The 25,785-nt window shown below is 37.4% G+C and carries 24 protein-coding genes; 16 read left to right on the top strand and 8 right to left on the bottom strand.

From position 1 onward, the window contains the following. Window positions 1–66 precede the first annotated feature (66 nt). Complete coding sequence (gene clpB, locus JFV29_RS06425) at window positions 67–2,655, top strand: ATP-dependent chaperone ClpB (protein WP_201181844.1); 2,589 nt, start codon at window positions 67–69, stop codon at window positions 2,653–2,655. Window positions 2,656–2,736: 81 nt separating this feature from the next. On the opposite strand, the gene JFV29_RS06420 is transcribed toward clpB, so the two are convergent. After that, entirely contained in the window at window positions 2,737–2,928 is a 192-nt protein-coding gene (locus tag JFV29_RS06420) for a YjzD family protein (protein ID WP_053344988.1), read from the bottom strand. 316 nt (window positions 2,929–3,244) lie between these two features. Here JFV29_RS06420 and JFV29_RS06415 point away from each other — a divergent pair, with 316 nt between their 5' ends. The 3 genes from JFV29_RS06415 (at window position 3,245) to JFV29_RS06405 (ending at window position 5,433) form a co-directional block, all read left to right on the top strand. Continuing rightward, complete coding sequence (locus JFV29_RS06415) at window positions 3,245–3,973, top strand: alpha/beta hydrolase (protein ID WP_201181842.1); 729 nt, start codon at window positions 3,245–3,247, stop codon at window positions 3,971–3,973. A 102-nt stretch (window positions 3,974–4,075) separates the two neighbouring features. Next, window positions 4,076–4,906 (top strand): hypothetical protein, encoded by an 831-nt coding sequence (locus JFV29_RS06410; protein WP_201181840.1) that lies wholly within the window; start codon window positions 4,076–4,078, stop codon window positions 4,904–4,906. A gap of 344 nt (window positions 4,907–5,250) precedes the next feature. Further along, window positions 5,251–5,433: a ComZ family protein gene (locus JFV29_RS06405; RefSeq protein ID WP_053344991.1), complete on the top strand. Its 183-nt coding sequence runs from the start codon at window positions 5,251–5,253 to the stop codon at window positions 5,431–5,433. Between the two features lie 47 nt (window positions 5,434–5,480). On the opposite strand, the gene JFV29_RS06400 is transcribed toward JFV29_RS06405, so the two are convergent. Beyond that, window positions 5,481–5,702, bottom strand: a complete 222-nt coding sequence (locus JFV29_RS06400) for a hypothetical protein (RefSeq protein WP_053344992.1) — start codon at window positions 5,700–5,702, stop codon at window positions 5,481–5,483. Between the two features lie 196 nt (window positions 5,703–5,898). On the opposite strand from JFV29_RS06400, the gene JFV29_RS06395 reads away from it, so the two are divergent. From JFV29_RS06395 to JFV29_RS06380, 4 genes are all read left to right on the top strand, one after another. Continuing rightward, window positions 5,899–6,834, top strand: coding sequence for a beta-ketoacyl-ACP synthase III (locus JFV29_RS06395; RefSeq protein ID WP_201181838.1), 936 nt, complete (start codon window positions 5,899–5,901; stop codon window positions 6,832–6,834). A gap of 54 nt (window positions 6,835–6,888) precedes the next feature. Further along, the gene (fabF, locus tag JFV29_RS06390; protein ID WP_201181836.1) at window positions 6,889–8,127 is read left to right on the top strand and encodes a beta-ketoacyl-ACP synthase II; all 1,239 of its coding nucleotides are present in this window, start codon (window positions 6,889–6,891) and stop codon (window positions 8,125–8,127) included. Between the two features lie 183 nt (window positions 8,128–8,310). Continuing rightward, on the top strand, window positions 8,311–9,081 hold the full coding sequence (locus JFV29_RS06385; protein WP_201181827.1) for a DUF2268 domain-containing protein: 771 nt from the start codon (window positions 8,311–8,313) through the stop codon (window positions 9,079–9,081). Window positions 9,082–9,189: 108 nt separating this feature from the next. After that, window positions 9,190–9,945, top strand: a complete 756-nt coding sequence (locus tag JFV29_RS06380; protein ID WP_053344996.1) for a YjbA family protein — start codon at window positions 9,190–9,192, stop codon at window positions 9,943–9,945. A 56-nt stretch (window positions 9,946–10,001) separates the two neighbouring features. Here the strand turns inward: JFV29_RS06380 and trpS are convergent, their stop codons facing one another. Continuing rightward, on the bottom strand, window positions 10,002–10,988 hold the full coding sequence (trpS, locus tag JFV29_RS06375) for a tryptophan--tRNA ligase (protein WP_053344997.1): 987 nt from the start codon (window positions 10,986–10,988) through the stop codon (window positions 10,002–10,004). A 644-nt stretch (window positions 10,989–11,632) separates the two neighbouring features. On the opposite strand from trpS, the gene JFV29_RS06370 reads away from it, so the two are divergent. After that, a complete protein-coding gene (locus JFV29_RS06370) occupies window positions 11,633–12,772 on the top strand; it encodes a putative glycoside hydrolase (protein WP_242486832.1) in 1,140 nt (379 codons plus the stop codon). A gap of 52 nt (window positions 12,773–12,824) precedes the next feature. Here JFV29_RS06370 and JFV29_RS06365 read toward each other — a convergent pair whose 3' ends face one another. Then, the gene (locus JFV29_RS06365; protein ID WP_053344998.1) at window positions 12,825–13,013 is read right to left on the bottom strand and encodes a hypothetical protein; all 189 of its coding nucleotides are present in this window, start codon (window positions 13,011–13,013) and stop codon (window positions 12,825–12,827) included. A gap of 96 nt (window positions 13,014–13,109) precedes the next feature. Between JFV29_RS06365 and JFV29_RS06360 the strand changes: the two genes are divergently transcribed. The 6 genes from JFV29_RS06360 (at window position 13,110) to pepF (ending at window position 20,971) form a co-directional block, all read left to right on the top strand. Continuing rightward, window positions 13,110–13,697, top strand: coding sequence for a GNAT family N-acetyltransferase (locus tag JFV29_RS06360; protein WP_201181822.1), 588 nt, complete (start codon window positions 13,110–13,112; stop codon window positions 13,695–13,697). A gap of 785 nt (window positions 13,698–14,482) precedes the next feature. After that, window positions 14,483–14,878: a transcriptional regulator SpxA gene (spxA, locus tag JFV29_RS06355; RefSeq protein ID WP_034314502.1), complete on the top strand. Its 396-nt coding sequence runs from the start codon at window positions 14,483–14,485 to the stop codon at window positions 14,876–14,878. Window positions 14,879–15,347: 469 nt separating this feature from the next. Continuing rightward, complete coding sequence (mecA, locus tag JFV29_RS06350; protein WP_053345000.1) at window positions 15,348–16,016, top strand: adaptor protein MecA; 669 nt, start codon at window positions 15,348–15,350, stop codon at window positions 16,014–16,016. Window positions 16,017–16,138: 122 nt separating this feature from the next. Next, entirely contained in the window at window positions 16,139–17,650 is a 1,512-nt protein-coding gene (gene cls / locus JFV29_RS06345) for a cardiolipin synthase (RefSeq protein WP_201181820.1), read from the top strand. A 102-nt stretch (window positions 17,651–17,752) separates the two neighbouring features. Next, window positions 17,753–18,961, top strand: coding sequence for a competence protein CoiA (locus JFV29_RS06340; RefSeq protein ID WP_201181819.1), 1,209 nt, complete (start codon window positions 17,753–17,755; stop codon window positions 18,959–18,961). 192 nt (window positions 18,962–19,153) lie between these two features. Beyond that, on the top strand, window positions 19,154–20,971 hold the full coding sequence (gene pepF, locus JFV29_RS06335; protein ID WP_056528213.1) for an oligoendopeptidase F: 1,818 nt from the start codon (window positions 19,154–19,156) through the stop codon (window positions 20,969–20,971). Between the two features lie 1,019 nt (window positions 20,972–21,990). Here pepF and JFV29_RS06330 read toward each other — a convergent pair. From JFV29_RS06330 to JFV29_RS06315, 4 genes are all read right to left on the bottom strand, one after another. Next, window positions 21,991–22,890: a ClpXP adapter SpxH family protein gene (locus JFV29_RS06330; RefSeq protein ID WP_082527662.1), complete on the bottom strand. Its 900-nt coding sequence runs from the start codon at window positions 22,888–22,890 to the stop codon at window positions 21,991–21,993. Continuing rightward, on the bottom strand, window positions 22,887–23,291 hold the full coding sequence (locus tag JFV29_RS06325) for a globin domain-containing protein (RefSeq protein WP_201181816.1): 405 nt from the start codon (window positions 23,289–23,291) through the stop codon (window positions 22,887–22,889). Before JFV29_RS06325 ends, JFV29_RS06330 begins: the two co-directional genes overlap by 4 nt. 234 nt (window positions 23,292–23,525) lie before the next feature. Beyond that, window positions 23,526–24,185, bottom strand: a complete 660-nt coding sequence (locus JFV29_RS06320) for a lytic transglycosylase domain-containing protein (protein WP_342214681.1) — start codon at window positions 24,183–24,185, stop codon at window positions 23,526–23,528. Window positions 24,186–24,209: 24 nt separating this feature from the next. Then, window positions 24,210–24,788: a CYTH domain-containing protein gene (locus JFV29_RS06315; RefSeq protein ID WP_201181814.1), complete on the bottom strand. Its 579-nt coding sequence runs from the start codon at window positions 24,786–24,788 to the stop codon at window positions 24,210–24,212. Between the two features lie 326 nt (window positions 24,789–25,114). On the opposite strand from JFV29_RS06315, the gene JFV29_RS06310 reads away from it, so the two are divergent. Further along, window positions 25,115–25,771: a GTP pyrophosphokinase gene (locus JFV29_RS06310; protein ID WP_207196287.1), complete on the top strand. Its 657-nt coding sequence runs from the start codon at window positions 25,115–25,117 to the stop codon at window positions 25,769–25,771. Window positions 25,772–25,785: the final 14 nt, after the last annotated feature.

Here is a 25,785-nt window from a genome sequence, read left to right as displayed (position 1 = left end):
AAAGGTCAAAAATGGTCAAACGTTGTAAGAGTTCGTTCATGGAATTGATGAATGGGAGGTTTTAAGATGGATATTAATAAAATGACAGAGAGAACCCAACAGGCGTTTATTGGCGGGCAGGAACTAGCCAAGGATAGGGGAAATCCGGAACTGACGGAGCTTCATTTATTAAAAACCTTAATGGAACAGGACGAGAGTTTATTAATTAGAATTTTATCTGATTCCGATAAAACGGTCAGTCGTTTTGAAATAGAGCTAAATAAGGAACTTAATAAATTGCCGGAAGTGAGCGGCAGTGTTGCTCAGGTATATATGTCAGCTTCCCTACAACAGTTATTGACGGTTGCAGAAAAAGAAATGCAAGTGTGGGAGGACGAATATTTATCTGTCGAACACATCCTGTTGGCGTTGTTAAAGGAAAAAAAACCGAATATAAACAGGCTGTTTTCAACTTGTGGAATAGATTACGATAAAGCAAAACAAGTTATACACGATATAAGGGGGAATCAACGAGTGACTAGTCAAAATCCAGAAAGCACATATGAAGTCCTAAAAAAATATGGCAGAGATCTCGTTGCTGAAGTTAAATCGGGGAAGGTTGATCCTGTCATCGGGCGTGATACGGAAATTCGCAATGTCATCCGGATTCTATCACGAAAGACTAAAAATAATCCAGTATTGATTGGGGAACCTGGGGTAGGTAAAACAGCGATTGTCGAAGGATTGGCGCAAAGGATTGTCAGGAAGGATGTCCCGGAAGGACTAAAAGACAAAACAGTTTTTTCACTTGATATGAGTGCTCTTGTTGCCGGGGCCAAATTCCGTGGTGAATTTGAGGAACGTTTAAAAGCTGTACTGAATGAAATTAAAAAGAGTGATGGTAAAATTCTTTTATTCATTGACGAATTGCATACAATTGTAGGAGCAGGCAGAACGGATGGCGCACTTGATGCAGGGAATATGTTAAAGCCGATGCTTGCGCGTGGTGAGCTGCACTGTATCGGTGCAACAACCCTGGATGAATATCGCCAGTATATTGAAAAGGATCCCGCTCTAGAACGCCGTTTCCAGCAAGTTCTCGTTCCCGAGCCAGATGTGGAAGATACTATTTCAATATTGCGCGGATTAAAGGAACGGTTTGAAATTCACCATGGCGTCAGGATACATGATCGGGCGATTGTTGCTGCCTCTGTCCTTTCCAACCGTTATATAACGGAGCGATTTTTACCAGATAAAGCGATTGACCTAGTGGATGAAGCTTGTGCGATGATCAGAATGGAAATTGATTCAATGCCTTCAGAGCTAGATGAAATTACAAGAAAGGTTATGCAGCTCGAAATTGAAGAAGCCGCCTTGAAGAATGAAGAGGATCCTCAAAGTAAAGCAAGGCTAGGTGTACTCCAAAAAGAACTTTCAGAACTTAAGGATCAAGCGAATAGCATGAAAGCAAAGTGGCAAATGGAGAAATCTGCGCTTCAAAAAGTACAGGACCAACGTGAAGAGCTCGAGAAGCTTCGTCATGAACTGGAACAGGCAGAGAATGACTATGACCTCAACAGGGCTGCTGAACTACGGCACGGAAGGATTCCACAGCTTCAAAAAGAATTGGACGCTATGGAAGATGAATTGGAAAAGGAAAAGCAGGAATCACGATTGCTTCGCCAAGAAGTGACGGAAGAGGAAATCGCATCGATTGTTGCGAGGTGGACGGGTATTCCGGTAAGCAAGCTGGTGGAAAGTGAAAGAGAGAAGCTGCTTCGTCTTTCGGAAATTCTTCACGAACGCGTAATAGGCCAAGGAGAAGCGGTGGAACTTGTATCTGATGCTGTTTTACGGGCTAGGGCAGGAATTAAGGATCCAAACAGACCGATTGGTTCGTTTATTTTCTTGGGACCGACCGGAGTGGGTAAAACTGAACTGGTCAAAGCGTTGGCAGAAACGTTATTCGATAGTGATGAACATATGATTCGAATCGATATGTCGGAATACATGGAGAAACATTCCGTTTCCCGACTAGTCGGTGCGCCTCCTGGATATGTTGGTTTTGAGGAGGGCGGACAACTAACCGAAGCTATTAGAAGAAACCCATACTCCGTCGTGCTACTGGACGAAATTGAAAAGGCACATCCGGAGGTCTTCAATATTTTGCTGCAAATGTTGGATGACGGACGTATAACAGACTCCCAAGGTAGAACTATTAACTGTAAAAATACGGTTATTATCATGACATCCAATATTGGCTCCCATTTCTTGTTGCAGTCCAACCGTAGCGATGGAGCCATTGAAGAAGAAATAAAGGATCAAGTGTTCAAAGAATTAAGAGGACATTTCCGCCCTGAATTTTTGAATCGAGTAGATGACATTGTGTTATTCAAACCGCTTACTCAACATGAAATCGTTGGAATTGTAGAGAAAATGGTTCAGCAATTACAAGTGCGGTTAACTGAACAAAATATAAATCTCCACGTCACCGAAGCGGCTAAGGAATTCATTGCCGAACAAGGGTATGATCCGGTATATGGGGCAAGACCGCTTAAGCGATTTATTCAAAAGCATTTGGAAACAAAAATCGCTCGCCGAATTATAGCGGGGACAGTTGAAAACGAAGAAGGAATCACGATTGATTATGTTCATAACGAATTAGTACTAATCTAAAGTTTATGAAATGTAGTTTAATCAAAAGCAAAGAACGGTATAACAAAAAGGACATCCCCAAAGGATGTCCTCTTTTGCTTCTTAATGTTGATGAGAGTCTTTTGTTGGCCCAGCAGGCATAACAGCAGGGATAATACATATTAGAATAGCCGCAGCGATTCCTAAAATTGTTCCCTGTGCAGCATCGTATGAAACTCCGATCATGGAAGAAACAACATATACAGTCATATGCACTAATAAGAATGTCCAAAAAATTGTCCAAGCATAACGCATCGAATTTCACCTCATTCCACTACATTCATTTTTATCTTACCATAATTAATATACAGTTAAAACGGCTTTTTCATAATAACCATTAAATAATTAAATACAGTATAACAAAGGTAATCTTTTCTGACAGATGGGTTGGGATTGAAAAGTTGTCTTTAGTAAGAAGAAAAACGATAATATTTCGAGATCTTCACGAAATTATTCCACCTTGATTAATTTATGAAAAGAAAATAGGCGTCTCCCCTGACCTTTTCAATATTTCAACATAAATTAAGTAGTAGTAGTATTTGTAGGAATATTCCTTAAAGGAGTTTAAAAGATGGAACTGGAACAGCGAACTTTTCAAATTGATGACCAATGGAGTATCGTCTATTATCCGGAGCAGCCCAGTGGTTTTTCCGTAATGGTAATCGGAGACCGTAGTCATTTTGTCGAAAAAGACAGCAGCTTTTGGCTCCAGCATCCTGGCAGGTTACGAATATTGGAGTATTTAAAAGAATGCGGATACACACTATTTTCATCCAATTTCCACGGAGCCAGCTGGGGTAGTCCAAAAGCTCTTGATCTTTCCCTTAAACTATATATTCTCTTCATGAAAAAGGAAATAGTCAATCAAAGGTTTCATGTGTTGGCAGAGGGGACAGGCGCACTTCTCGCATTAAGGCTAATGAATGAACTAGGAAGTAAAATACGTTCTGTCGTTCTTATTGATCCGGTTTTTTCATTGAAAGCACAACTGGAAAAAGAAAAGGAAAATAAGTTTTTTTATAAAAAGTGGTTGACTGAGGTTTCGGCTGCTTATGAGATGAACCCAGCCGAATGTGAACAGCATATTCTGGATTCTGAAGATCCGTTAATTGCGGAGAACATCCCTGTAAAAGTAATTCAGGTTTTTGGAAGCTTGCGTAAAGAACAAGCCTCCTTTTATCGGCAAATCCAACTGGCTAGAAAGGCTGACTTGCAGCTAACTTATTTATTACCTGAAAAACGCTATAAAATACCTTATCAAATTCAGAAGTTTTTTAATGAGAATGAAGAGTCTTTATAAGAGTGGATATATTTTCACAATAGTTTGCATACGATACAGCATCTAAAAAAACTTGACGTGCCGGATGAAGCGAGCTTGATGGCATACGAGGAGGCTGTATTTATGCAAACATTCATTGTCATTGGCTCTTATCAATTTGTAGGTTTCTATGTGACCCAATATTTATTGAATCAGGGCGAAGAGGTAATCGGAATTGATTGGACAGATTCCCAAGCAAGTCAGTGTATTATAGAAGAAAAGGAACTTGAAATTGGTCGAAGTGCTAATTATATATATTTTCCGATAAATAAACTTAGATTATTAGATATTTCCCAGCAGGACACAGTTTTTATATCTTGTTACGATATTAGAAAAGGTAAAATAGGTAGAATCAATTGTCTTATAGACGATATCGTTTTCTTTCTTGAGAAATGCAAAAAAAATGGCTTAGATAAAACGCCAAATATTGTGATTCTCATGCCTGTTGAAGACGATGTGGAGGATTTTCAGTCAATAATAACCTCAATTGAAGGAATTGCTTCTGTTAAAATCATATTTTTACCGACGATTTATGGCCCCTGGCAACCAGAAAGCATGTGCTTTGAAGCCGGAATCAACCAACTTGAACAATCAGCTATCAAAGCTACGCTTGCTCGTGAATATACCGAGGATGCGCTCTTTATTACTGATTTTGTGAACGCTTTAGAAAGAGTTGCTACCTTATCAGATAGAAACATCCAGCTGTGCAGCAGTATAGATGATCACTGGAATAAATGTGCCAAGTTTATTTTTGGAGAAAGTATTGATTACTTATTTATTCAACCAGCAACTAAGATAATAAAAGGGACCGTCTTTGAGGTGCAAAGTAAAACGGGTCCAGAAGAAGGTGTTTCCTTACAAAGGAAACATAATAAACGATTAAACTTACTTAAAAAGTGGAGAATGCGTGATTAAAGAGAGCCTTTGGTTAAACTCTAGAAGCACTGTTAAAAAGGGTGCGAGTAATTCAAGAAACTAAAAACATGAATATCAAATCCTATTTTAGGTAAATGTATATGACAAGGCAGGTACAGTATCAATAGACATTAATTCTAGGGAAAATCCAAAACCTGTTAATTTGGCCTGTATCTTATATGCCTCATACTTTAATGAATGGAATAAAACTATCAGGAAATTCATTTTTTAATGTCTGTGCCTTTACGAAAAGGCTACGGGGAATTATGATAATAATGAGATATTCTTTAAGTGAAAAAATGATTATCTGGTAAATTATCAAGTAGATAAGGAGGCAACTAAAAATGAGTTCAGATAAAACACTTGAATTTATGGGAATCGCTATGAAATACTTCCCAGAGGCTAAAGCAAAGCTGGAGGCAAATGGAATTCCTTTTTCAATGGATATGGCAGAGCCGTTCATGGACCTGTTTAAAAAAGTTATGCAAGAAGCTTATGAGCTTGGAAAACAAGATGCTCAGCGTTAATTAAGCTTAGGCTGTCCAGTCATGCGGACAGCCATCATTTTTTTCAGTTAATCTTTGTTTAAGAACTTGGTAATCAATGGGTTCATTTTCTGAATGGTTGGTTTGTATTGGTCATATAATCCCATTAATGTTTCTACGCTCACCATCAATTGCATGTAGTCAACTTTTGATTCCTCCTTTTGGAGTTCAGGCTCCGCTTTTCTACCAAACATCAAATCCGAAAAATGATCATCTTGTGTACTTCGATTGTTGCGAGTGAAAATGTCCATAATAAATTCCTCCTTTTTTCTATAATGTATGTCTATAAAACACCTTGGCGTAGGCCCTTGTCCGATTCAAGAAACAGATTCTTTTATACTTTCAAACTGTTAGCTCTTGCAAGGAAGAGTTTTTTTATATAAAATTAGTACCAGGTAATAATAGATGATGATAATTATTTATTAAAATAAATAAGGGGATGGCAAAATGAACGCTGGAATATTAGGGCTTGGACGCTACTTACCCGAAAAAATCGTTACAAATGCGGATTTAGAGAAAATCATGGACACTTCTGACGAGTGGATTCGGACTAGAACAGGTATCGAGCAAAGAAGAATAGCCGATGATAATACAAATACTTCTGATATGGCTTATGGAGCGGCAAAAGCTGCATTGATAAATGCAGACATCTCAGCGGACGAGATAGATTTAATTCTTGTAGCTACCGTGACACCTGATCAGTCGTTTCCTTCTATTGCTTGTATGATTCAGGAGAAATTAGGAGCAAATAAGGCGGCTGCTATGGATGTTAGTGCTGCATGTGCTGGCTTTATGTATGCGATGATTTCAGCACAGCAATTTATTCAGTCAGGTGCTTATAAGCATGTGTTAATTGTTGGTGTTGAAAAGCTTTCAAAAATAACCAATTGGGAAGACCGCAATACTGCTGTCCTATTTGGGGATGGAGCGGGTGCTGCTGTCCTTGGGCCTGTTGCAGAAGGAAAAGGGATTCTTTCCTTCGAATTAGGTGCAGATGGAACTGGTGGTAAGCATTTATTACAGGAAGGAGATTATATTTCCATGAACGGACGTGAAGTGTTTAAGTTTGCTGTCCGTCAGATGGGAGAATCTAGCCTGAATGTACTTGATAAAGCGGGATTGACAAAAGAAGATGTGGATTTACTTGTCCCTCATCAAGCCAATATTCGAATTATGGAAGCTTCGAGGGAACGTTTGGGACTGCCAGTTGAAAAAATGACAAAAACCGTTCATAAATATGGAAATACCTCTTCAGCATCGATTCCGATTGCTCTTGTAGAAGAAATGGAAGCGGGCAGGATTAAGGAAAATGACCTAATCGTCATGGTCGGTTTTGGAGGAGGACTCACTTGGGGAGCAATTGCTCTAAGGTGGGGGAAATAAAAATAGAAAACAAAAAAATCGTACGAGTTTTATAAAAGGAAGGAGCCATTTCTAATGACTAATCGCCGTGTTGTTGTAACAGGTATTGGAGCAATCTCTCCAGTTGGTAATGATGCAGAAACTGGATGGAAGAATATAATTGAGGGGAACTCAGGGATAGGGCCATTAACACGCTTGAATGCTGATGATTTCCCTGTAAAAGTGGCTGCTGAAATAAAAGACTTCGATATTGAGACATATATCAATCGTAAAGAAGCGCGTAAGATGGACCGTTTTACGCATTATGCCATTGCTGCATCAGTTATGGCATTAAATGATAGTAAGCTAGAAATAACAGATGAAAATGCCACACGTGTTGGTGTTTGGATCGGTTCAGGTATTGGTGGACTAGAGACGCTTGAAACACAACATGAAAACTTTTTAAATAGAGGCTATAAGCGTGTAAGTCCATTTTTCGTGCCAATGATGATTCCGGATATGGCTGCTGGCCAGGTTTCTATCTTACTAGGAGCTAAGGGAATCAATTCTTGTACGGTAACAGCTTGCGCAACTGGAACAAATTCAATTGGTGACGCGTTTAAAGCAATTCAACGTGGCGATGCCGATGTAATGATCACAGGTGGTGCCGAAGCGCCGATCACGAAAATGTCGGTTGCAGGCTTCTGTGCGAACACGGCTTTATCGACAAATCCTGATCCAAAAACGGCAAGCCGTCCTTTTGATGCAAACCGTGATGGGTTTGTAATCGGAGAAGGAGCTGGGGTAATTATTCTTGAAGATTTAGAACATGCATTAAACCGTGGAGCCAAGATTTATGCTGAAATAGCTGGATATGGATCGACTGGAGATGCTTTCCACATTACGGCTCCAGCGCCTGGTGGAGAAGGCGGAGCAAGAGCGATGAAGATTGCGATTGATGATGCAGGTTTGAAACCGGAAGACATCCAATATGTAAACGCCCATGGAACAAGTACGCCTTACAATGATAAATATGAAACGATGGCAGTCAAAGAAGTCTTTGGTGACCATGCATATAAACTTGCATTAAGCTCTACAAAGTCAATGACTGGACATATGTTAGGGGCAGCAGGTGGAGTCGAAGCAATTTTCACCATTCAGGCAATCAGAGACAGCATTTTGCCACCGACTATTAATATTGAAACACCGGATTCTGAGTGTGATTTGGACTATGTGCCAAATCAAGCAAGGAAAAGTGAAATTAATGCGGCCATCAGCAATTCACTTGGGTTTGGCGGACATAACGCAACTATTCTTTTCAAAAAATATCAATAATTAATGTTAAGAGCAAATCTTTAGAGATTTGCTCTTTTTTTGTTTGTGATGGTCCATGGATCGAAGCGGTTACCTTCATTGATAGAAAGCTTTGTTTCATTCTTAAACATGTATAGGGAAATAATATGTGTCACCCGCAATTATAAAATCATACGATAGTTAAAAGAGGCGGGGGTGTATGGGATGGGTGTTATTTCAACAAATGAATGGTTGAAGAAGGATTTCGACCGCCCGGTTCAGATGATGGACAGACTGAAAGATAAATTCAACAACAATATTAATGGAGATATGATTTATCGCCACTTACAAAAGCACGGCATGTATTCTCCAAATCAAAAAACGAAAAATACATGGGGAAACTTAACAGAAAATAATGTTTGGGAAAAGACACAAAGCCTTTTTACTTCTTATAAGAAGTTATGGGAAGGGCCAGACGTTCCCGTTTATATCTTTCCTCTTATGTCTTCAGGTATGTGGAAGCAATCTATTGAAACGAAATCAGGATTGGCCTTTGAAGATAAATTGTTTCTTTTTTATGACAATGGTATAGCGGAAAGGGAAATGGAGGCCCTTTTGATTCATGAATATCATCATGTTTGCCGATTACACCAATTGAAAAAAGAACAGAAAGATTATACACTTCTCGATACGATGATTATGGAAGGGCTCGCTGAAAGAACTGTTTGTAAATATTTAGGAACGAAATATTTAGCGAAATGGACAAAGTTATATCAGGAAGACAAACTCCGGGGATTTTGGAGTAAGCACTTAAAAGCAAAGCATACCATAAAGCGTACAGACCCGCTTCATGATGTTCTTCTGCTGGGGAAGAAGGGGTATCCGTATATGCTAGGATACTGTACAGGATACTATCTGGCGAAGAATGCTGAAAAACTCTCTGTAAAAAAATCATTCATTATCCAATCTGAAGAATTCTTAACAGAAAAGGACTAATTTATACGTTCTATTTTTCTTAATCTGTTTTCTAGAATAGGAATAAAATGTCTGGTTCCTGCCTATACTGATTGACAAACAGAAATTTGTTTAAGTGAGGGATGAATGATGTTATATCTTCATGATGTATGGGTTAATTGGTTTGAAGGAGAAGAAAACGGCTATAATATTTGTCATTTTCATGAATGGAGGAAGGATGATGGGATCGAGCTATTAGATCAAGTTCCTCTGTTGAAAGTCTCAGCAACACTCTTCCACTACATAGAAAATGACTTATCAGAATTACCTAAGCCATTGCTTAGCGATGTCTATCAAAAAGCGTATGCAAGGAAAAACCATGAACGAATTCAGCTTGACTATTGTTTTATCGTTACCGATGGAAATGGAATTCTAGCTGTAGATACAATAGGTTATCATATTCCGATTCGGAAAAGCAGAATAATTCCTCGGCAGGAACAAATTGTTTATGACATGATAGAAAACCATGATGAGATGGATTACACTTTTACTGAAAAACCTACATCTGAGAAAGAATATCATATTTTATCGCCGTCACCCTTATTTATGAATGGATTGACAAGAAAAGAAAGACAGCTAAAGCAGCTTCTATTCATGGCCATGGATCAATTATTTACAGCGAAAAACACTGCTGAAATCCGTTATTGGTATACAGAATGGGCTCCAGAAAAATATGAGAGCATTCAAGAAATGGATTTTCAAATAGCTTGGCTTGAGTTATATGAGGAAATGAAGGAAGGCTGGTCAGAGAAACACCTACAACTATGCGAAAACTTAGTAAAGGGGCAGCCATTTTTTGAAAAGCTTTGGCAAGTTGAGACAGGAGATAGTCCATCAATATTATAGGAGCATTTAACATTCTTAAAAAGAAAAGACGATCCGATTAGGATCGTCTTTTTCTTTTATCTTTTTCTGCCAAGCCCCATACCGTTATACATTTTTCTGATCATTTTATTCGCTTCAATGTTCGCTTTTTCTGCACCACGGTCAAGAATTTCATCCAATTCAGGAGAATCAATTAATTTGTAATAGCGCTCTTGGATTGGTAAGATTTCTCCAAGTACTACTTCAGCTAAATCACTCTTAAAGTCTCCGTAACCCTTTCCTACGTATAATTCTTCAATTTCGGGGTAGGTTTTCCCGCTAAAGATGGAGTAAATCGACATTAAGTTGGAAACCCCAGCTTTGTTTTCCTTATCATAACGGACAATACCCTCGGAATCGGTAACCGCGCTCTTGATGTTTTTTTCGATTTGCTTTGGATCATCCAATAGGGCAATCGTGGCCTTTTTGTTAGAATCTGATTTACTCATTTTCTTAGATGGTTCTTGAAGCGACATTATACGCGCCCCTGCCGTCGGAAGGCTGATTTCCGGAATCTTGAAAATCTCGTTGTACTTATTATTGAATCGTTCAGCTAAATCACGTGTTAATTCAAGATGCTGTCTTTGATCTTCGCCGACAGGAACAACATCTGTACTATAAAGAAGAATATCGGCAGCCATCAGCGGAGGATAGGTCAGCAGTGCTGAAGAAACCCCTTCTTTACCGGCTGATTTGTCTTTAAATTGAGTCATACGCTCAAGTTCGCCAATATAAGAGATACTTTGTAATATCCAGCCTGCTTGAGCATGCGCAGGTACCTCTGATTGAATAAAGATTGTATTCTTTTCCGGATCGAGGCCAATAGCCAAATATAAAGCGGCTAATGTTTTAATGTTTTTTCTTAATTTAAGACGATCTTGTGGAACTGTAATTGCATGCTGGTCAACGATACAAAAGAAACAATCATATTCATTTTGTAAGTTAACAAATTGTTTCATTGCTCCGATATAATTCCCTAAAGTAACGGAACCGGATGGCTGAATGCCGGAGAAAATCCTTTTCAACTGCTAGTCACTCCTCTAAATACGTTTATTAAGTAAATGGATATTCGCTCTTCATTATTGTAAAGGATAAATAGAAAATGAAGCCACTTTTTTTGAAAGTAACTGGCGCCTTATTAAGATAGGAAAGCGCTCATTTATATCTCGTGGAGGGGACGTTTTGAAGTGATCACTTCGTGTATCGACGTCATTCCAGAAATACGAATTGTCCACTATAAATGTATTTTAGCATTTATTCATATTAAATGTATAATCGAAACAGCATAAAGACTATTATCGAGCCCATGAAAGGAAATTTTATTTCCTTCTATAACCATTCTGAATTATATAAGACGATTTCAAGAATGTGAGATTGTTTTTTATTTTTCAATGTGTAGACGATTTTGGGGAAGGATACAAGGTAATACGTTTCTAACAAAATTATCGTGTATGACAACGTAATTCAAAGGTACACATAGATTTTATTACCTTTTTTGAGACTAAAACCCAAAGTTCTTTTATTTATTAACTAGATATAGGAGTAAAGTTCAATCGTTGTGGTATTAAAGAAAGGGGTCTGTTGTAATTGTAAAATAAAATTGAAGACTGATGGCGAATGAGGTGGAGAAATGAAACCAATGACTAAATGGTTGATGACAGGGATGTGTATGTTCCTGATTCAGCAGCCTGTTCATGCAGAAAGTATGAACGAGACTAGATATGTAGCACTTGAAAGTAAAGAACTGCCTGAGAGGGCCCCGCGTTTTGTATTTGATTCGGGTTTGAAGTTTGACTATCCGGATGCTGTGCGCGGAATTTATGTGACTGGACCTGCAGCGGGTGGCAACAAATTCAACGAACTTATTAAATATGTAGATGAAACCGATTTGAATGCGATGGTCATTGATATTAAGGATGACTGGGGAAACGTTACGTATAAGTCAGAAGATCCTGATTCTCCTTATGCTGGGATTGGTAAAGACCATATAAAAGATCCTAAGGAAATGCTGAGAAAAATGGAGGATAAACAGATTTATCCGATTGCCAGGGTAGTTGTGTTCAAAGATACCCTTCTCGCAAAAGAGAAGCCGGAATGGTCATTTTTAGATGAAAAAAAGGTATGGGAAAATGGTCGTGGAGAATCTTTCGTTAACCCATTCATGAAAGAGGTATGGGATTATAATGTTGGAATAGCTATTGAAGCGGCAAAGATGGGATTCAAAGAAATTCAGTTCGACTATGTCCGTTTTCCGGAAGGGTTTGAAAAAAAAGAAGACCAATTGAAATATAATATGGGTGACTATGATGAAGCAAAAATTAGTCATACTGCAAAAAGGGTACAGGCAGTAACGGATTTCGTCAGTTATGCGAAGAAACAACTAAAACCATACGGAGTGGATGTATCAGTGGATATTTTTGGCTATGCCGCTACGTTACCGGAAGCTCCAGGAATTGGCCAAAATTTCACCAAAATATCTGAAAATGTTGATGTTATTTCCTCGATGATATATCCAAGTCATTGGACATCTTATTTCGGTATCGAGAAACCTGATTTGGAGCCTTATGACCTCGTTAAGGAATATGCAAAATTGGAGAATAGGAAGCTGAAAGAACTGGAAGCACCACCGACTTCTAGACCTTGGCTTCAAGATTTTACAGCTTCTTATTTAGGGGCGGGGAATTATCAAAAGTATGGTAAGGAAGAAGTGGAAGCCCAAATTAAAGCTTTAAATGATAATGGAATTGATGAATATTTATTATGGAATGCAGCGAATCGGTATACCAAAGGGGTAGATTATACGCCGTGAAAAATGGATGACCGTTAGGGAATGGCTTTCGGTCATCCAATTTCTGTAGGAATTACCGTTTCTTATTTCCACCAACTTGATTCCATCCTGACTGAATTCGCTTTGATTGATCGAAAATATGAGAGTGACGTTTACCGCCAAACCATTTTTCGCCGATCCCATTCGTCACTACGCCATTCACGGCTGTAATGCCAATTACGCAAACCGCGACCAAAATCAGGTCTGTAAAATAACTAATCATCCTAACCCTCCTAATATTTTCAAGTTATTTAAGTTCTATTGTAGTGGATAAGAAAAATTGTGGAAAGTAAAAAGTAGTAAAAGAGGAGATTAAATTATGAATTGGTATGAAAAGTTAAATCAGTATTTTCCAATTGAAGAAATGAAGTCAAAAGAGCATATAGAAATTCTTTTAACGGATAAGCAGGAAATTTACAAAAAAGATGAAGGTCCTGACCATGTTTTATTATATGTGGAAGGGGATGAGTTTATTTTCATTGATTACCTGTTTGTTTCCAAGAAATCAAGGGGGCAGGGGTTAGGAAGAAAACTGATTCAAAAGTTGCAAAAAAGGCAAAAAACAATATTACTTGAAGTTGAGCCTGTGCAAGAACATGATGATGATACATTAAAACGACTACGGTTTTATAAAAGGGAAGGGTTCAAGCATGCTTCTTCTATATCATATAGCAGGAAATCGCTTGCTACCAAGGAGAATACACCGATGGAAATCTTATATTGGCCATCTGATTCATCTATAGAAGACGAAGACGTATTTAATTTCATGAAAGAGATTTACTCTGAAATTCATACCTATAAGGACAATCACCTTTATGGAAAGTCTTATCAAAATGTAGAGGATGTACTGAGTATAAGTATGGGGCATGAAACGGATATATTTGAAGAGATAAGCATGAATAACTAGAGCCGGTATATTACCGGCTCTACAGTCTTTTTTTGTTTTTAAAATTTGACCGTTGATTTCCACTCCAGGCACTCGCTTTCCGCGGGCGGTCCGGGAGCCTCCTCGGCGCCATTGCGCCTGCGGGGTCTCCCTTGGACGCGCTTTTCCCGCAGGAGTCTCGTACCTTTCGTTCCACTCAACTTTGTTTTAACATTTAGATAGAACTCCTTTTGTCTACAAACTGAGAGCCGGTAAAATTACCGGCTCTTTTCTTATGTATTTTTTGCTGGGCTACCGAATAAGAATTAACTTCTTGAATATTTACAAATCTCACCCCATTCTGATTCTTTTGATTTACCTTTTTTTTATGTTTATGGTTATATGTGCTAAAAGAATGGTTTTTTGAAAGAAAGGAGGATTTTGTTCTTCATTAAAGAAAATATATTAAAATGAACTTGTTTATTGACAAGGAATGGGGGTAAATAAAAGTAACGAACTAATTAAAAAAATATGAGGGTTAAAATGAGAGTTAAATGAGAATGGTAGCTAGGTATTTTCAATTAGAAAAAGTGGATTAAAATGTATTACATAAAAAAATGAATTAGCTATAGTACAGGCTAAACAAGAAGTTTTAAAGGATTTTTTCAATTTTGAAAAAGGGTATTCATTTTAAATAAATTAGTGTATAATTAACATTATGAAATACTTATTTAAAATTATTTCAAATTAGAGTGGTACTTATGAATACTAATAGTAGATTTCCCCTCATAGATCACCGATTCTATATTTAGGGAGTGTGAGTAAACATGGTAACATTATATACATCGCCTAGTTGTACTTCATGCAGAAAAGCAAAAGCATGGTTAGAGGAACACGAAATTGGATATAAAGAGAGAAACATTTTTTCAGAACCGCTTACGATTGATGAGATTAAAGAGATTCTGCGTATGACTGAAGATGGTACGGATGAAATCATCTCAACAAGATCAAAAACTTTCCAAAAATTAAACGTAAATTTGGAGAGCCTGCCTCTTCAAGAATTATATAAATTGATTAAGGAAAATCCAGGACTGTTAAGACGTCCAATTATCCTTGATGAGAAAAGGCTTCAAGTTGGATATAACGAAGATGAGATTAGACGCTTTTTACCACGTAAAGTTCGTACGTTCCAGTTACGAGAAGCACAACGTATGGTCAATTAATAAGGTTTTCAAGCTCTGCCGAGAATTGTGCAGAGCTTTTTCTTTATACATAACTGAATTCCCACTTAAATTTCACCTTTTAATCTGGATTTTAGGAAAATGCACCTTTTTGATATTAGCATTCGATTTGGCTACACTTGGTCACCTTTAAAGATAAAAGGTGAATGTAACTCACGATGTTATGTATATAATAGAGCATTAACTAAAATTAAAGGAAGTTCCGATATAGTTGCATGCGGATGAATTTTTTTATAGAATGTATGGAATATTAGGCAAACAATTGTTTTTTAGAAAAGTAATGTTTTTTATTTCCCTTCTTAAAGGTTTTGTCATAAAATGATGTAAAATAGTCTGTTTTAATGACTAACATGATTTACAGTATTCACTTACGGGTAAAGAGCTTTTAAGAGCAATTTTCGCTTGGGGGTTATTATCCCTTCAAAATGAGAAAGGAAGGGAGAGGGGAATCATGGAAATCGAACGCATTAATGACGATACAGTTAAATTTTATATTTCCTATATAGATATTGAGGAAAGAGGCTTTGATCGCGAAGAGATTTGGTACAGTCGTGAAAGAAGTGAGGAGCTTTTTTGGGAAATGATGGATGAAGTGCATCAAGAAGAGGAATTCATGATTGAAGGACCTTTATGGATTCAAGTTCAAGCTCTTGAAAAAGGCTTGGAAGTTTTGGTCACAAAAGCCCAACTTGCCAAAGATGGTCAGAAACTCGAGCTGCCTCTTTCAGAAGATAAATTAAAGGATTTGAACGTATCAGAGAAGATGGATACACTTCTTGACCAACATTTTCATGATAAGGATGAAGAAAGCGGTATTACCTTTGAAGATGGAATGATTGAATTCATCACAATATTCGAGGATTTCGAAGATGTTATTTCTTTAAGCAAGCGTCATGGCTTGGATAGCTGGACAACGAAACTTTATGTTTATCAAAATAAATATTACCTCTATATCGAATTTTCCGAGGCCGAAATTGACGAGGAAGAAATTGATAATATTTTAAGTCTTTTATTGGAATACAGTCAGGAGTCACCGATAACCGTACACATGCTAGACGAATACGGTAAAATAGTGATAGAAAATGATGTATTCGCAACGGTTGATAAATATTTCGTATAACTAATAACTGTGGAGCCGATTTCAGTAGAAATCGGTTTTTTCGCCCTAGAATGAATGTTTTTATCTTAGACAGGAAGGTCTTATTAGAGTGTGCCTGTGTTTGTTAATTGGAGGTAGTCTAGGTGAAGAATAAAGTCGGCATTAGTCTGCTTATTCTCTTGTTGGGTAGCACGTGGTATTTTCTATTAAAGGAGATCAATGGAGGGCTCTTCGGTTATTTCAGTCTGATATTGACTCTTTTCTTGGTGATTATTGGATTTATCATCTTCCTCGAAAATCGGGATCCCGCCCATACCATAGCGTGGCTTGTTGTATTTGGTGCTTTCCCAATTATCGGTTTCATGTTTTATTTTTTGTTTGGACGTAATTTCCGGAAAGAACGGATATTTCGTAAGAAATATTTTTTAGATAAGCAAAGTTTCGTAAAAGTAGACAGCGAAGCAGAACTTAATTATCGGAAATTTAAGGAGATGGGGGAAGACCCCCAGAAGTTATTTTCTCTTGCACAAAGGCTTGGGAATAGTCCCATCTCATTTACAACTGAAACTCGAATTTTAACAAATGGAGAGGAAACATTTTCTAATATCATCCAGGAATTAAAAAAAGCCAAACATCATATCCATTTAGAATATTATATTGTTAGGGATGACCATATTGGTGGTGTTCTAAAGGATGTATTGATACAAAAAGTAAGAGAAGGGGTAAAGGTTCGTTTTATATATGATGCGGTTGGCTCTTGGAAGTTAGCCAGATCCTATATTTATGAGCTGAGGAATGTAGGGGTCGAAATTGTTGCCTTTGGCCCGCTGCGTCTCCCTCTATTAAACAATAAATTCAACTTTCGTAACCATCGTAAAATAATTGTGATAGATGGGTCTGTTGGTTTTATGGGGGGACTCAATATAGGTGATGAATATTTGGGACGTAATCCGAATTTTGGATTTTGGCGTGATACGCATCTTATGGTGAAGGGAGAAGCAGTAAGGTCGTTACAGCTCATTTTTTTACAGGACTGGTATTACAGTACCGACCATAGCTTTTTATCTGATGAATATCTCCAAACCAGCCTGCCGCTTCATCATGAACATGGTGGTGTACAAATGATTGCAGGTGGTCCGGATAGTGAGTGGACAATCATTAAGAGCATTTTTTTTAAGATGATTACATCTGCAGAAAAGTCTGTATGGATTGCATCTCCTTACTTCGTTCCTGATGACGATATTTTTCAGGCATTAAAGGTTGCTGCTTTGAGTGGTTTGGATGTCAGACTGCTCGTTCCGAAGAATCCTGATAAGCGTATTGTATTCCATGCTTCCAGAACGTACTTTCCAGAAATGCTTGCGGCTGGAGTCCGGATTTTTCAATATAATGAAGGGTTCATGCATAGTAAAATTGTCATCGTTGATCATCAACTGGCTTCAATTGGGACAACCAATATGGATATGAGGAGTTTTCACTTGAATTTTGAGGTCAATGCCTTTCTCTACCGGACGGAAAGTACACAACACCTGGTGAATGACTTTTTGGAAGATATAAAGGTTTCACAAGAAGTGAATCTAGATGAATTCACCAAACGGAATATGGGGTTAAAAATACTGGAGTCCACTTGCAGATTACTTTCACCACTTCTTTAAGTGCTTGCACCTTTTAATGCCAATCAGGCATTTTTTTTTGCTTAAATTTAAAAGGAATCCTATGTGATAATAGCGAATGGATATAAATTAAAGAGGTGATGTATGCTAACTGCGATAAAAAAGGATGGGACTTGGATTACCCTTCCTGAAAGAATGACAGCAAACTTGCTTGCTGAATTGAGAATGTCAACAGATTATTACTGTCCGTGCTGCAAAGCAGAAATGACAATCAAGGCTGGAATGATTAAAATCCCCCATTTTGCCCACAAAAATAATTCTTCGTGCCGTGCTTCGTCAGAACCGGAATCCGCTTATCATTTAATGGGGAAAAGAAAATTGTTTCATTGGTTTTTATCACACCACTATCAAGCTGATTTAGAAGCCTACCTTCCTGAAATAAGGAAAAGGGCAGATATCTTAGTAACGATAGGAGGTATACGCTATGCAGTAGAATTCCAATGTTCCGTTATTTCCGAGACTGAATTCATAGAACGAACAAACGCCTATCAAAGTGTCGGTATCAAACCAATTTGGATCCTGGCGGCTAAACACTTGAAAAGAAGGAATCTGCATGAATTCAGTTTATCAGGCTTTCATTGGTTGTTTGTTACTGGCAGCTACAATCACCCGTTTCTTTGGATGTATTGTCCAGAAACTAACCAATTATCAGCTTTAAAAAACCTCACCCCTTTTTCCCCTAGAAACGTGTTTGCCGAATTAACTACTGCTTCATTAGTGATACTTCCACCTAGTCAGATATCGCCTCGAAACTGCTTCAGCTTTCCTTTTCTATCTGCTTGGAGAAGTAAACGAAAAAACTGGTGCCTTAACCGTGTGAAAACTGCACGGAGAAGTGATTCATTTTTCCAGGGACTTTATTCACATCATATTTCGCCTGCGACGATTCCTATTGAAATAGGGGTGCCGGTTAGAGGAATGCTTTTGATCGAAACACCGCCGATTGAATGGCAAGCTTGGCTTTACATGGATGTGTTTCAAAAGAAAAGGCCTGGGGAAAAGATTATTATGAATGATGTTATCCATTTTTTTAAGAAGCGGGCAAAAAACGGGGGAATAAAGTTCAGATCATTGCCCTTGCTTAAGGAAATAGACATAGAGTATCCGGTTAGGCAATATATTCAGCTTTTAGAGCAAATGGGTTTAATATCAGAGTTGGAAGAAGGGGTTTTTAAAATTGTAAATCATTTCTCCCTTCCTTCGACTAGTGATGAAAGTCAAGTGATGGAAAGAATTTTTTATAATGAGCATAAGTTGATGATAGAAAAGGGGAATATCCATAATAATGAATGATACTAGCGCGATTTACCTTGAATTCAGATGAAAGGGCAGGATTATTTTTGTTAATGGAGAAATAGTAAGAAGAAGGATTTTTATACTTTAAGAAAGCGTGATTGTTGTATATAGTAAATACAACGTTCAATCCGGTTTAAGGAAAGGGTTAGCTAACTGGAAAGTTTTCTATAGAATGGAGAGGAAATTATTATGACACAAGAAACAAAAGTAAATACATTGCCCTCAAGAAGTGAAATTGCAGCTGAAGATACTTGGAGGTTGGAAGATATCTTCGCGACTGAAGAAGACTGGGAAGCTGCCTTCAAAGCTGTAAAAGAAGACCTTAAGAAAGCGGATGCGCACAAAGGAACATTAGGTGAAAGCGCTGAAAAGTTATTTAGAGCCCTGCAATTCCAAGATGAAGTATTTGAGAAGCTAGGGAAAGTTTATTCTTATTCACATATGCGCAATGATCAAGATACAACCAATCCTTTTTATCAAGGAATGGAAGACCGTGCAAAAGCTTTATACGCCCAGGCAGCAGCGGCATTTTCTTATATGGTTCCTGAACTATTGAGTATTGACGAAAGCAAAGTGGCTGGATTTTTAGAAGAAAAAGAAGAATTGAATTTATATAAACATTCATTGGAGGAAATTAGTCTTCAGAGGCCTCATATCTTGTCTGCTGAGCAGGAAGCTTTATTGGCACAAGCATCAGAAGTACTCGATGCATCAGGTAATACTTTCGGCATGCTTAACAATGCAGATTTGAAATTCCCGACCATCAAGGATGAAGAGGGGAATGAAGTGGAAATAACTCACGGAAGGTACATTCGTTTCCTTGAAAGTGAAGATCGTCGTGTACGTGAGGATGCATTTAAAGGGGTATATAGTAAGTATGGAGAGTTTCGCAATACATTTGCTTCAACCTTGTCAGGTGAAGTGAAGAATCATAATTTCAATGCGACAGTTCGAAAATATGATTCGGCACGCCATGCGGCTTTAAGTAACAATAACATTCCGGAGACCGTATACGATAATCTCGTTAAAACGGTCAATGACAATTTGCCGTTACTGCACCGTTATCTTGAATTACGTAAAAAAGTATTAGAATTAGATGAACTTCATATGTATGATTTATTCACTCCGCTTGTAAAAGAAGTGAAAATGGAAGTGACATATGAGGAAGCGAAAGATTATGTCCTTAAAGGCCTTGCTCCACTTGGGGAAGACTATTTAAATGTTTTAAAAGAAGGATTTGAAAATCGTTGGGTTGATGTGCATGAGAACAAAGGGAAACGAAGCGGTGCCTATTCCTCTGGTACATACGGGACGAATCCTTATATTTTAATGAACTGGCAGAATAACGTGAATAACTTATTCACTCTCGTTCATGAGTTTGGGCATTCGGTCCATAGCTTTTATACACGTAAATATCAGCCATACCCATACGGAAATTACTCTATTTTTGTAGCAGAAGTTGCATCGACATGTAACGAAAATCTATTGAATGATTATTTATTAAATACAATCGAGGATGAAAAGAAACGCATCTATTTATTAAATCATTATTTAGAAGGCTTCCGTGGTACGCTGTTCCGTCAAACGATGTTTGCTGAGTTTGAACATACAATTCATTTGAAAGCTCAAAATGGAGAGGCATTAACAGCAGATATGCTGACGAAGGAATATTATGAACTAAACAAGAAATACTTTGGAGAGAATGTAGCCATTGATGAGGAAATCGGTCTGGAATGGGCTCGAATTCCACATTTCTACTATAATTACTACGTTTATCAATATGCGACTGGTATAAGTGCAGCTACAGCCTTAAGCAAGCAAATTCTAGAAGAAGGAGAACCAGCTGTCAAAAGGTATTTGGAGTTCTTAAAATCAGGAAGCTCCGATTATCCAATTGAGGTTCTCAAAAAGGCTGGCGTCGATATGACAAAAGCAGAGCCAGTGCAAGAAGCCATGAATGTATTTGAAGAAAAATTAAATGAGTTGGAAGAACTTTTGGCTAAATAAGAATCGGAAAAAGGACCCGCAAAGATGCGGGTCCTTTTCAGCTTACGTTATAATCCTCTAAAACGATTTCTTTGATTTAAACTGTGAAGAATCATGAAAAAAACAAAAAATAAAATAGGGGAGGTGAAATACAGAGGAATGAGATTCATGATACCGAGTAGCTGGACAAACAGCGACCCTATTAAGAGAATTAGTAAAATAGTGCCTTTCAATTTGGCCACCTCCAACCTGATAGAAGTAGAAAATCTGAAGCCTCCTTATAAGATTTTATGTTTTAGAATAGGTAGTATTCTAAGAATATGACAATAATGTGAAATGACGCACAAAGTGCTTGCGTTAGATAAGTATTATCTGATATAGTACAGATATAGAAGTTATCACATCCAAACATATACCCCTTTGTTTGATCGTCGTGAAATTTCTCCCATCCCCTTTGTTCGTATAAATAGATGAAAACTCGGCAAATTTCGCGATTTGCCGGTTTTTTTTCATTAGAAAATATATAATTCATACTTTCAGTGATAAATATAGTGAAAAATGCAGGTATTTAAGGGAATTCACTTCTGTAAATTGGTTTTGAGCTCTGTGAATACGTTTGCAAAAAATATTTTATTAATAAAAAAATATACAAATAAATAAAAAATAAGAAGAAGGGTGGTGTGAATATATTGTGAAATTTTTCACAATATATTCACACCATCTTTAATTATAAAATGAATTTTTAACACTTATTTTGAAAAAGGCTCCAAATCAAGGGTTTATTGATTATTGATTATATTAATAAGGAACTGCAAATACAGAAAAAATATTTTATGTACAAATTGTGAAATGTTACACAATGTAGTTGAAATATAGGTGAGTTATCTGTTATATTATTTATTGTGAAGTGAATCACAAACAAACTTATACCCCTTTGTTTGATCGTGAAAAGTTTCTCCCATCCCCTTATTTCTTATAAAAAAACCATGCAAAGAATGATTTGCATGGTTTTTCCCTTTTTATAATTAAAAAAGAAGCAGTCATTCTAATGACTGCTTCTCTGTATATCTCCAAAATGTACCGTATTTAGCTGGGATTTTTTCAGCAACTTGTTTTAAAACAAGTTTCTTCATTTCTAACTCGACGTTATTTTTATTCATATTGTAAACCGTTTCGATTTCTTTAGTAGCAACTAGTTTAAAACAACTTAAAAATTCTTCGAGCGATGGCGGTTCAGCAGGGGCAGGAAGACCATTCAGCATGTCTTCCAAAATTTGAACATATACCTCGTAAGAATAGACACCGGAAACTTTTATTCCTTCTTCTTCAATATTTTGATTAAAAAAGACAAGGGAGGGTATTTCTGTTACTTCCATTTCACTTGTGATTTTTAAGTCACATTGAAAGCCCTTTGCTGCACTGGAAGAATTGATATCATGTAGAAATTCCTCAACATCTAATCCTACGGTTTTGGCGCAATCGGTCAGGACTTCTATATTAGAGATATCCCTTTTTCCAATGAATACATGCTCTTGAAGCTGTCTTAAAAAGCGAATCGCTAGTTTTCTGCCCTGTAATTCGGCTGCTTTAATGGCAATGGAAGCTGAATATGGAGAAGAGATTGGGTTTTCTAACCAAAGGCTTCCGTCACAGGACATTCCCGAGCGGCTGGCAGTCTTTTCCCAAACTTGAGCAAGGTTTTCGTAATTTTTATTTTTCCCCATATTAAGAGAATCGATTTTACCGCTTAAAACATGGCGTAAGCTGAATAATTGGCCATATTCTATCTGTAATTTTCTTATAATTGGTTCTAAGCCCCAGCACTCGGGACAAAGTGGATCAACAAAAACATAAATTTCAATTGGCTTTTTTCCTATATCATAACAATGCTGTGTCTTTATCCAATCGGAAATATTGAAAACTGGTTTATGTGCGCTCAACTGTCTTCTCCTTTCCCGTCCATACCGGATGTATTGATCATATGTTGTGCCGTCAAATAGAGGCGGTGATAGAAAAACTCCCGTACTTCACCCTCAAGGCCTACTTCGTCCATAGCTTGATACATGCAGGAAAGCCATGCTTTCGCACGTTCTGGTGTTATTTCAAAAGGTATATGTCGAGCCCGCAACATAGGATGACCGTGTTCTTCAGTATATAAAGAGGGTCCACCTAAATATTGAGTCATAAATTGTTTTTGTTTACGGACCGTTTCTGTTAAGTCGTCAGGGAAAATCGGCTGCAAATCCGGGTGTTGACTAACGTTGGAGTAAAACACATCAATTAACTTGTGTAATTGCCCTTCTCCAATTAATTCATATGGTGTAGGGTTCCCTTGCATCATGCTGATTACTCCTTTTAAAAGAAAGATGGTTGATATTTATTCATATTTTAACAATGACGTACTCATAAAACAATTATATAGCTTGAAGAAAGTTTTACATCTGTATTATGACAAGGGAAAATAAATAAAAAAAACCGCTTTTTTGGCGGTTTTTAAATCTGTGTGAGGTGTAAATATAGCTATATCTTTCCACTAAAAAAAGCTGACCCAATTTAAATTAAGGGCCAGCTTTTTTTAGCTGGAGAATGTGGTGAAAACTTTTTGAACATAGTTTTGTGTTTCTTTAAAAGGTGGAATGCCGTTATATTTATCGACATTACCTGGTCCGGCATTATAAGCAGCAAGGGCAACTTGGATATCTCCGTTATAACGAGTTAGCATTTGGCTCAAATATTTACTCCCACCCATAATGTTTTGTTCTGGATCTGTGATATCATCCACACCTAGGCTACGGGCAGTTGCGGGCATTAACTGCATAAGGCCTGCAGCACCTGCATAGCTAGTAGCTTTAGGATTAAAGTTCGATTCTTGTTTAATAACTGATTTAATTAGTTTTTCTGGGAGATTATATAAAGTGGCCGCCTGGCTGATAATGTCATCATAATTTGTAACAGTTTCGCTAGCTTTATGGCTAGTATTGGCGGTTTTTAACGGATTTATAGATGTCAGGTTGGTGGATTGAAGAATGGATTTTGCTTCAGTTTCCACATTAGACAGCAAGGATCCCAATGACTGCGATGTACCTTTTAAAGTATCACTCGAAACCAGTTCCGACAGCATGTCCTGGAAAATGGATTGAGATGAATTAGTATTTGTGATGTCGCCAGTTGTGAATTTCTGGATGGACAGCAGTTCAATAAATGTCTTGAAATCTTGGATTTTCAAACGCTCCACCTCCGAATTTGGGTTTTGTTAGGATTAGTCCTGGAATTTGGCCATATAAAACCTCTTAACTTTATTTTCGGTTTTTCTTACCGGAATTTGAAGGGTTTCTAGGAGAGTAAGGAAAATTTTTTTTCCAGTTTCAGCATCTGTTACTTCGTATTCAAGCTCAAAGTCTTCCTGATTTACATACGAACTGTGGTCTAAAACAAGAATCCCTCCTTGGTATGGAAATTCAAAACGGTCTGTCTGTAGGGTCCCAAAGCAAGTAAACTCATTAGGATTGAGCCCGCTTTCGAGAATTAGATGCTTGATTGGCCCTTCAGGAAAAGTATTATGGTTTAGAAATAAATAAGCGGTTTCCTTAGTTATATCTTGATTCGTTTCTAATAGTCCTTCTGTTGCCGGTTGTTTTAAAGTTAGCTCGTATCGTTCATTTTTTTCCCTGATTCGAAGTGCAGAGTTTTGATTTTTTAAATTGAATTTCAAAGTATCAAAATAATGATTTTGCTGAGATTTAAAGTTCGAGGTGCAGATTTGAAAATAATCAATTAGTTGACTAAACTCCTTTTCATTTAAAAGGTTTTTAAATTCAATTTCAATATGCTGGCTCATGTGTTTCCTTCCTTTCTGCCTGTTATCTTAGATTAATCATATAAGAACCATTCCTGCTGTCAAATTGAATACAATAATTTTTAGTTATTGTACTTGAATATTTAGGAATCAATTGCCGGATATGATAAAATATAAACGTTAAGCATGATGAAGTGGATTACAGTATATAGAGAAATTATACATATTATTATTTCTGGACGATTTTAAAAGATCCATGTGTAAAGGCAGTTAGCTATAGAGCTGCCGGATTAGAGAGAAGAATCGAAGCGTCCTGCCCATACCAGAGTTGAACAGGCGCTTTTTCGATAGATATAGGTGGTGTGGCAATGGAGAGTTGGGACGATTTCTTGGCGCCTTATAAACAGGCTGTTGAAGAATTGAAGGTTAAGTTAAAGGGATTAAGGAAACAGTTTGAAAGAGAGAATATTCACTCGCCTATCGAATTTGTAACAGGCAGAGTAAAGCCGATTGTCAGCATTTTGGATAAGGCGAGTCAGAAGGATATTCCTATTGATAAATTAGGCACTGAAATACAAGATATCGCAGGCCTTCGGATGATGTGTCAGTTCGTGGATGATATCGAACAGGTTGTAGAGCTTTTACGCGGTCGCAATGACTTCGAAATAGTCGAAGAGAGGAATTATATTTCTCATAAAAAAGCAAGCGGCTACCGTTCTTATCATGTTGTCATACGCTATCCGGTTCAGACAATTCATGGCGAGAAAAATATTCTTGCTGAGATTCAGATTAGAACTTTAGCGATGAATTTTTGGGCGACGATTGAACACTCGTTAAATTATAAATATAAAGGTATTTTTCCCGAAGATATTCAAATACGGTTGAAACGAGCAGCAGAAGCAGCATTTCTGCTGGATGCAGAAATGTCGCAAATACGTACGGAAATTCAGGAAGCACAGCGTCTTTTTTCAAGAAAAAAGATTCTTAAAAACGATAATAGTGAAATAAGAAGAAATCTAAAATAGTAAGGTGGGATTAT

The sequence above is a fragment of the Peribacillus sp. TH16 genome (genome assembly GCF_016651095.1).
In the GTDB taxonomy this organism is placed as follows: domain Bacteria; phylum Bacillota; class Bacilli; order Bacillales; family DSM-1321; genus Peribacillus; species Peribacillus butanolivorans.
Note: the sequence above shows the minus strand (reverse complement) of the source record. Positions and strands in the feature narration are given on the sequence as shown.

Coding starts and splice junctions, on each gene's coding strand:
- JFV29_RS06340 (WP_201181819.1), top strand. CDS start 17,753: ATGCTAACTGCGATAAAAAAGGATGGGACTTGGATTACCCTTCCTGAA.
- JFV29_RS06410 (WP_201181840.1), top strand. CDS start 4,076: ATGCAAACATTCATTGTCATTGGCTCTTATCAATTTGTAGGTTTCTAT.
- JFV29_RS06385 (WP_201181827.1), top strand. CDS start 8,311: ATGGGTGTTATTTCAACAAATGAATGGTTGAAGAAGGATTTCGACCGC.
- pepF (WP_056528213.1), top strand. CDS start 19,154: ATGACACAAGAAACAAAAGTAAATACATTGCCCTCAAGAAGTGAAATT.
- fabF (WP_201181836.1), top strand. CDS start 6,889: ATGACTAATCGCCGTGTTGTTGTAACAGGTATTGGAGCAATCTCTCCA.
- mecA (WP_053345000.1), top strand. CDS start 15,348: ATGGAAATCGAACGCATTAATGACGATACAGTTAAATTTTATATTTCC.
- clpB (WP_201181844.1), top strand. CDS start 67: ATGGATATTAATAAAATGACAGAGAGAACCCAACAGGCGTTTATTGGC.
- JFV29_RS06370 (WP_242486832.1), top strand. CDS start 11,633: ATGTTCCTGATTCAGCAGCCTGTTCATGCAGAAAGTATGAACGAGACT.
- JFV29_RS06360 (WP_201181822.1), top strand. CDS start 13,110: ATGAATTGGTATGAAAAGTTAAATCAGTATTTTCCAATTGAAGAAATG.
- JFV29_RS06420 (WP_053344988.1), bottom strand. CDS start 2,928: ATGCGTTATGCTTGGACAATTTTTTGGACATTCTTATTAGTGCATATG.
- spxA (WP_034314502.1), top strand. CDS start 14,483: ATGGTAACATTATATACATCGCCTAGTTGTACTTCATGCAGAAAAGCA.
- JFV29_RS06310 (WP_207196287.1), top strand. CDS start 25,115: ATGGAGAGTTGGGACGATTTCTTGGCGCCTTATAAACAGGCTGTTGAA.
- JFV29_RS06400 (WP_053344992.1), bottom strand. CDS start 5,702: ATGGACATTTTCACTCGCAACAATCGAAGTACACAAGATGATCATTTT.
- JFV29_RS06395 (WP_201181838.1), top strand. CDS start 5,899: ATGAACGCTGGAATATTAGGGCTTGGACGCTACTTACCCGAAAAAATC.
- JFV29_RS06415 (WP_201181842.1), top strand. CDS start 3,245: ATGGAACTGGAACAGCGAACTTTTCAAATTGATGACCAATGGAGTATC.
- JFV29_RS06315 (WP_201181814.1), bottom strand. CDS start 24,788: ATGAGCCAGCATATTGAAATTGAATTTAAAAACCTTTTAAATGAAAAG.
- JFV29_RS06380 (WP_053344996.1), top strand. CDS start 9,190: ATGTTATATCTTCATGATGTATGGGTTAATTGGTTTGAAGGAGAAGAA.
- JFV29_RS06365 (WP_053344998.1), bottom strand. CDS start 13,013: ATGATTAGTTATTTTACAGACCTGATTTTGGTCGCGGTTTGCGTAATT.
- JFV29_RS06405 (WP_053344991.1), top strand. CDS start 5,251: ATGAGTTCAGATAAAACACTTGAATTTATGGGAATCGCTATGAAATAC.
- JFV29_RS06325 (WP_201181816.1), bottom strand. CDS start 23,291: ATGATGCAAGGGAACCCTACACCATATGAATTAATTGGAGAAGGGCAA.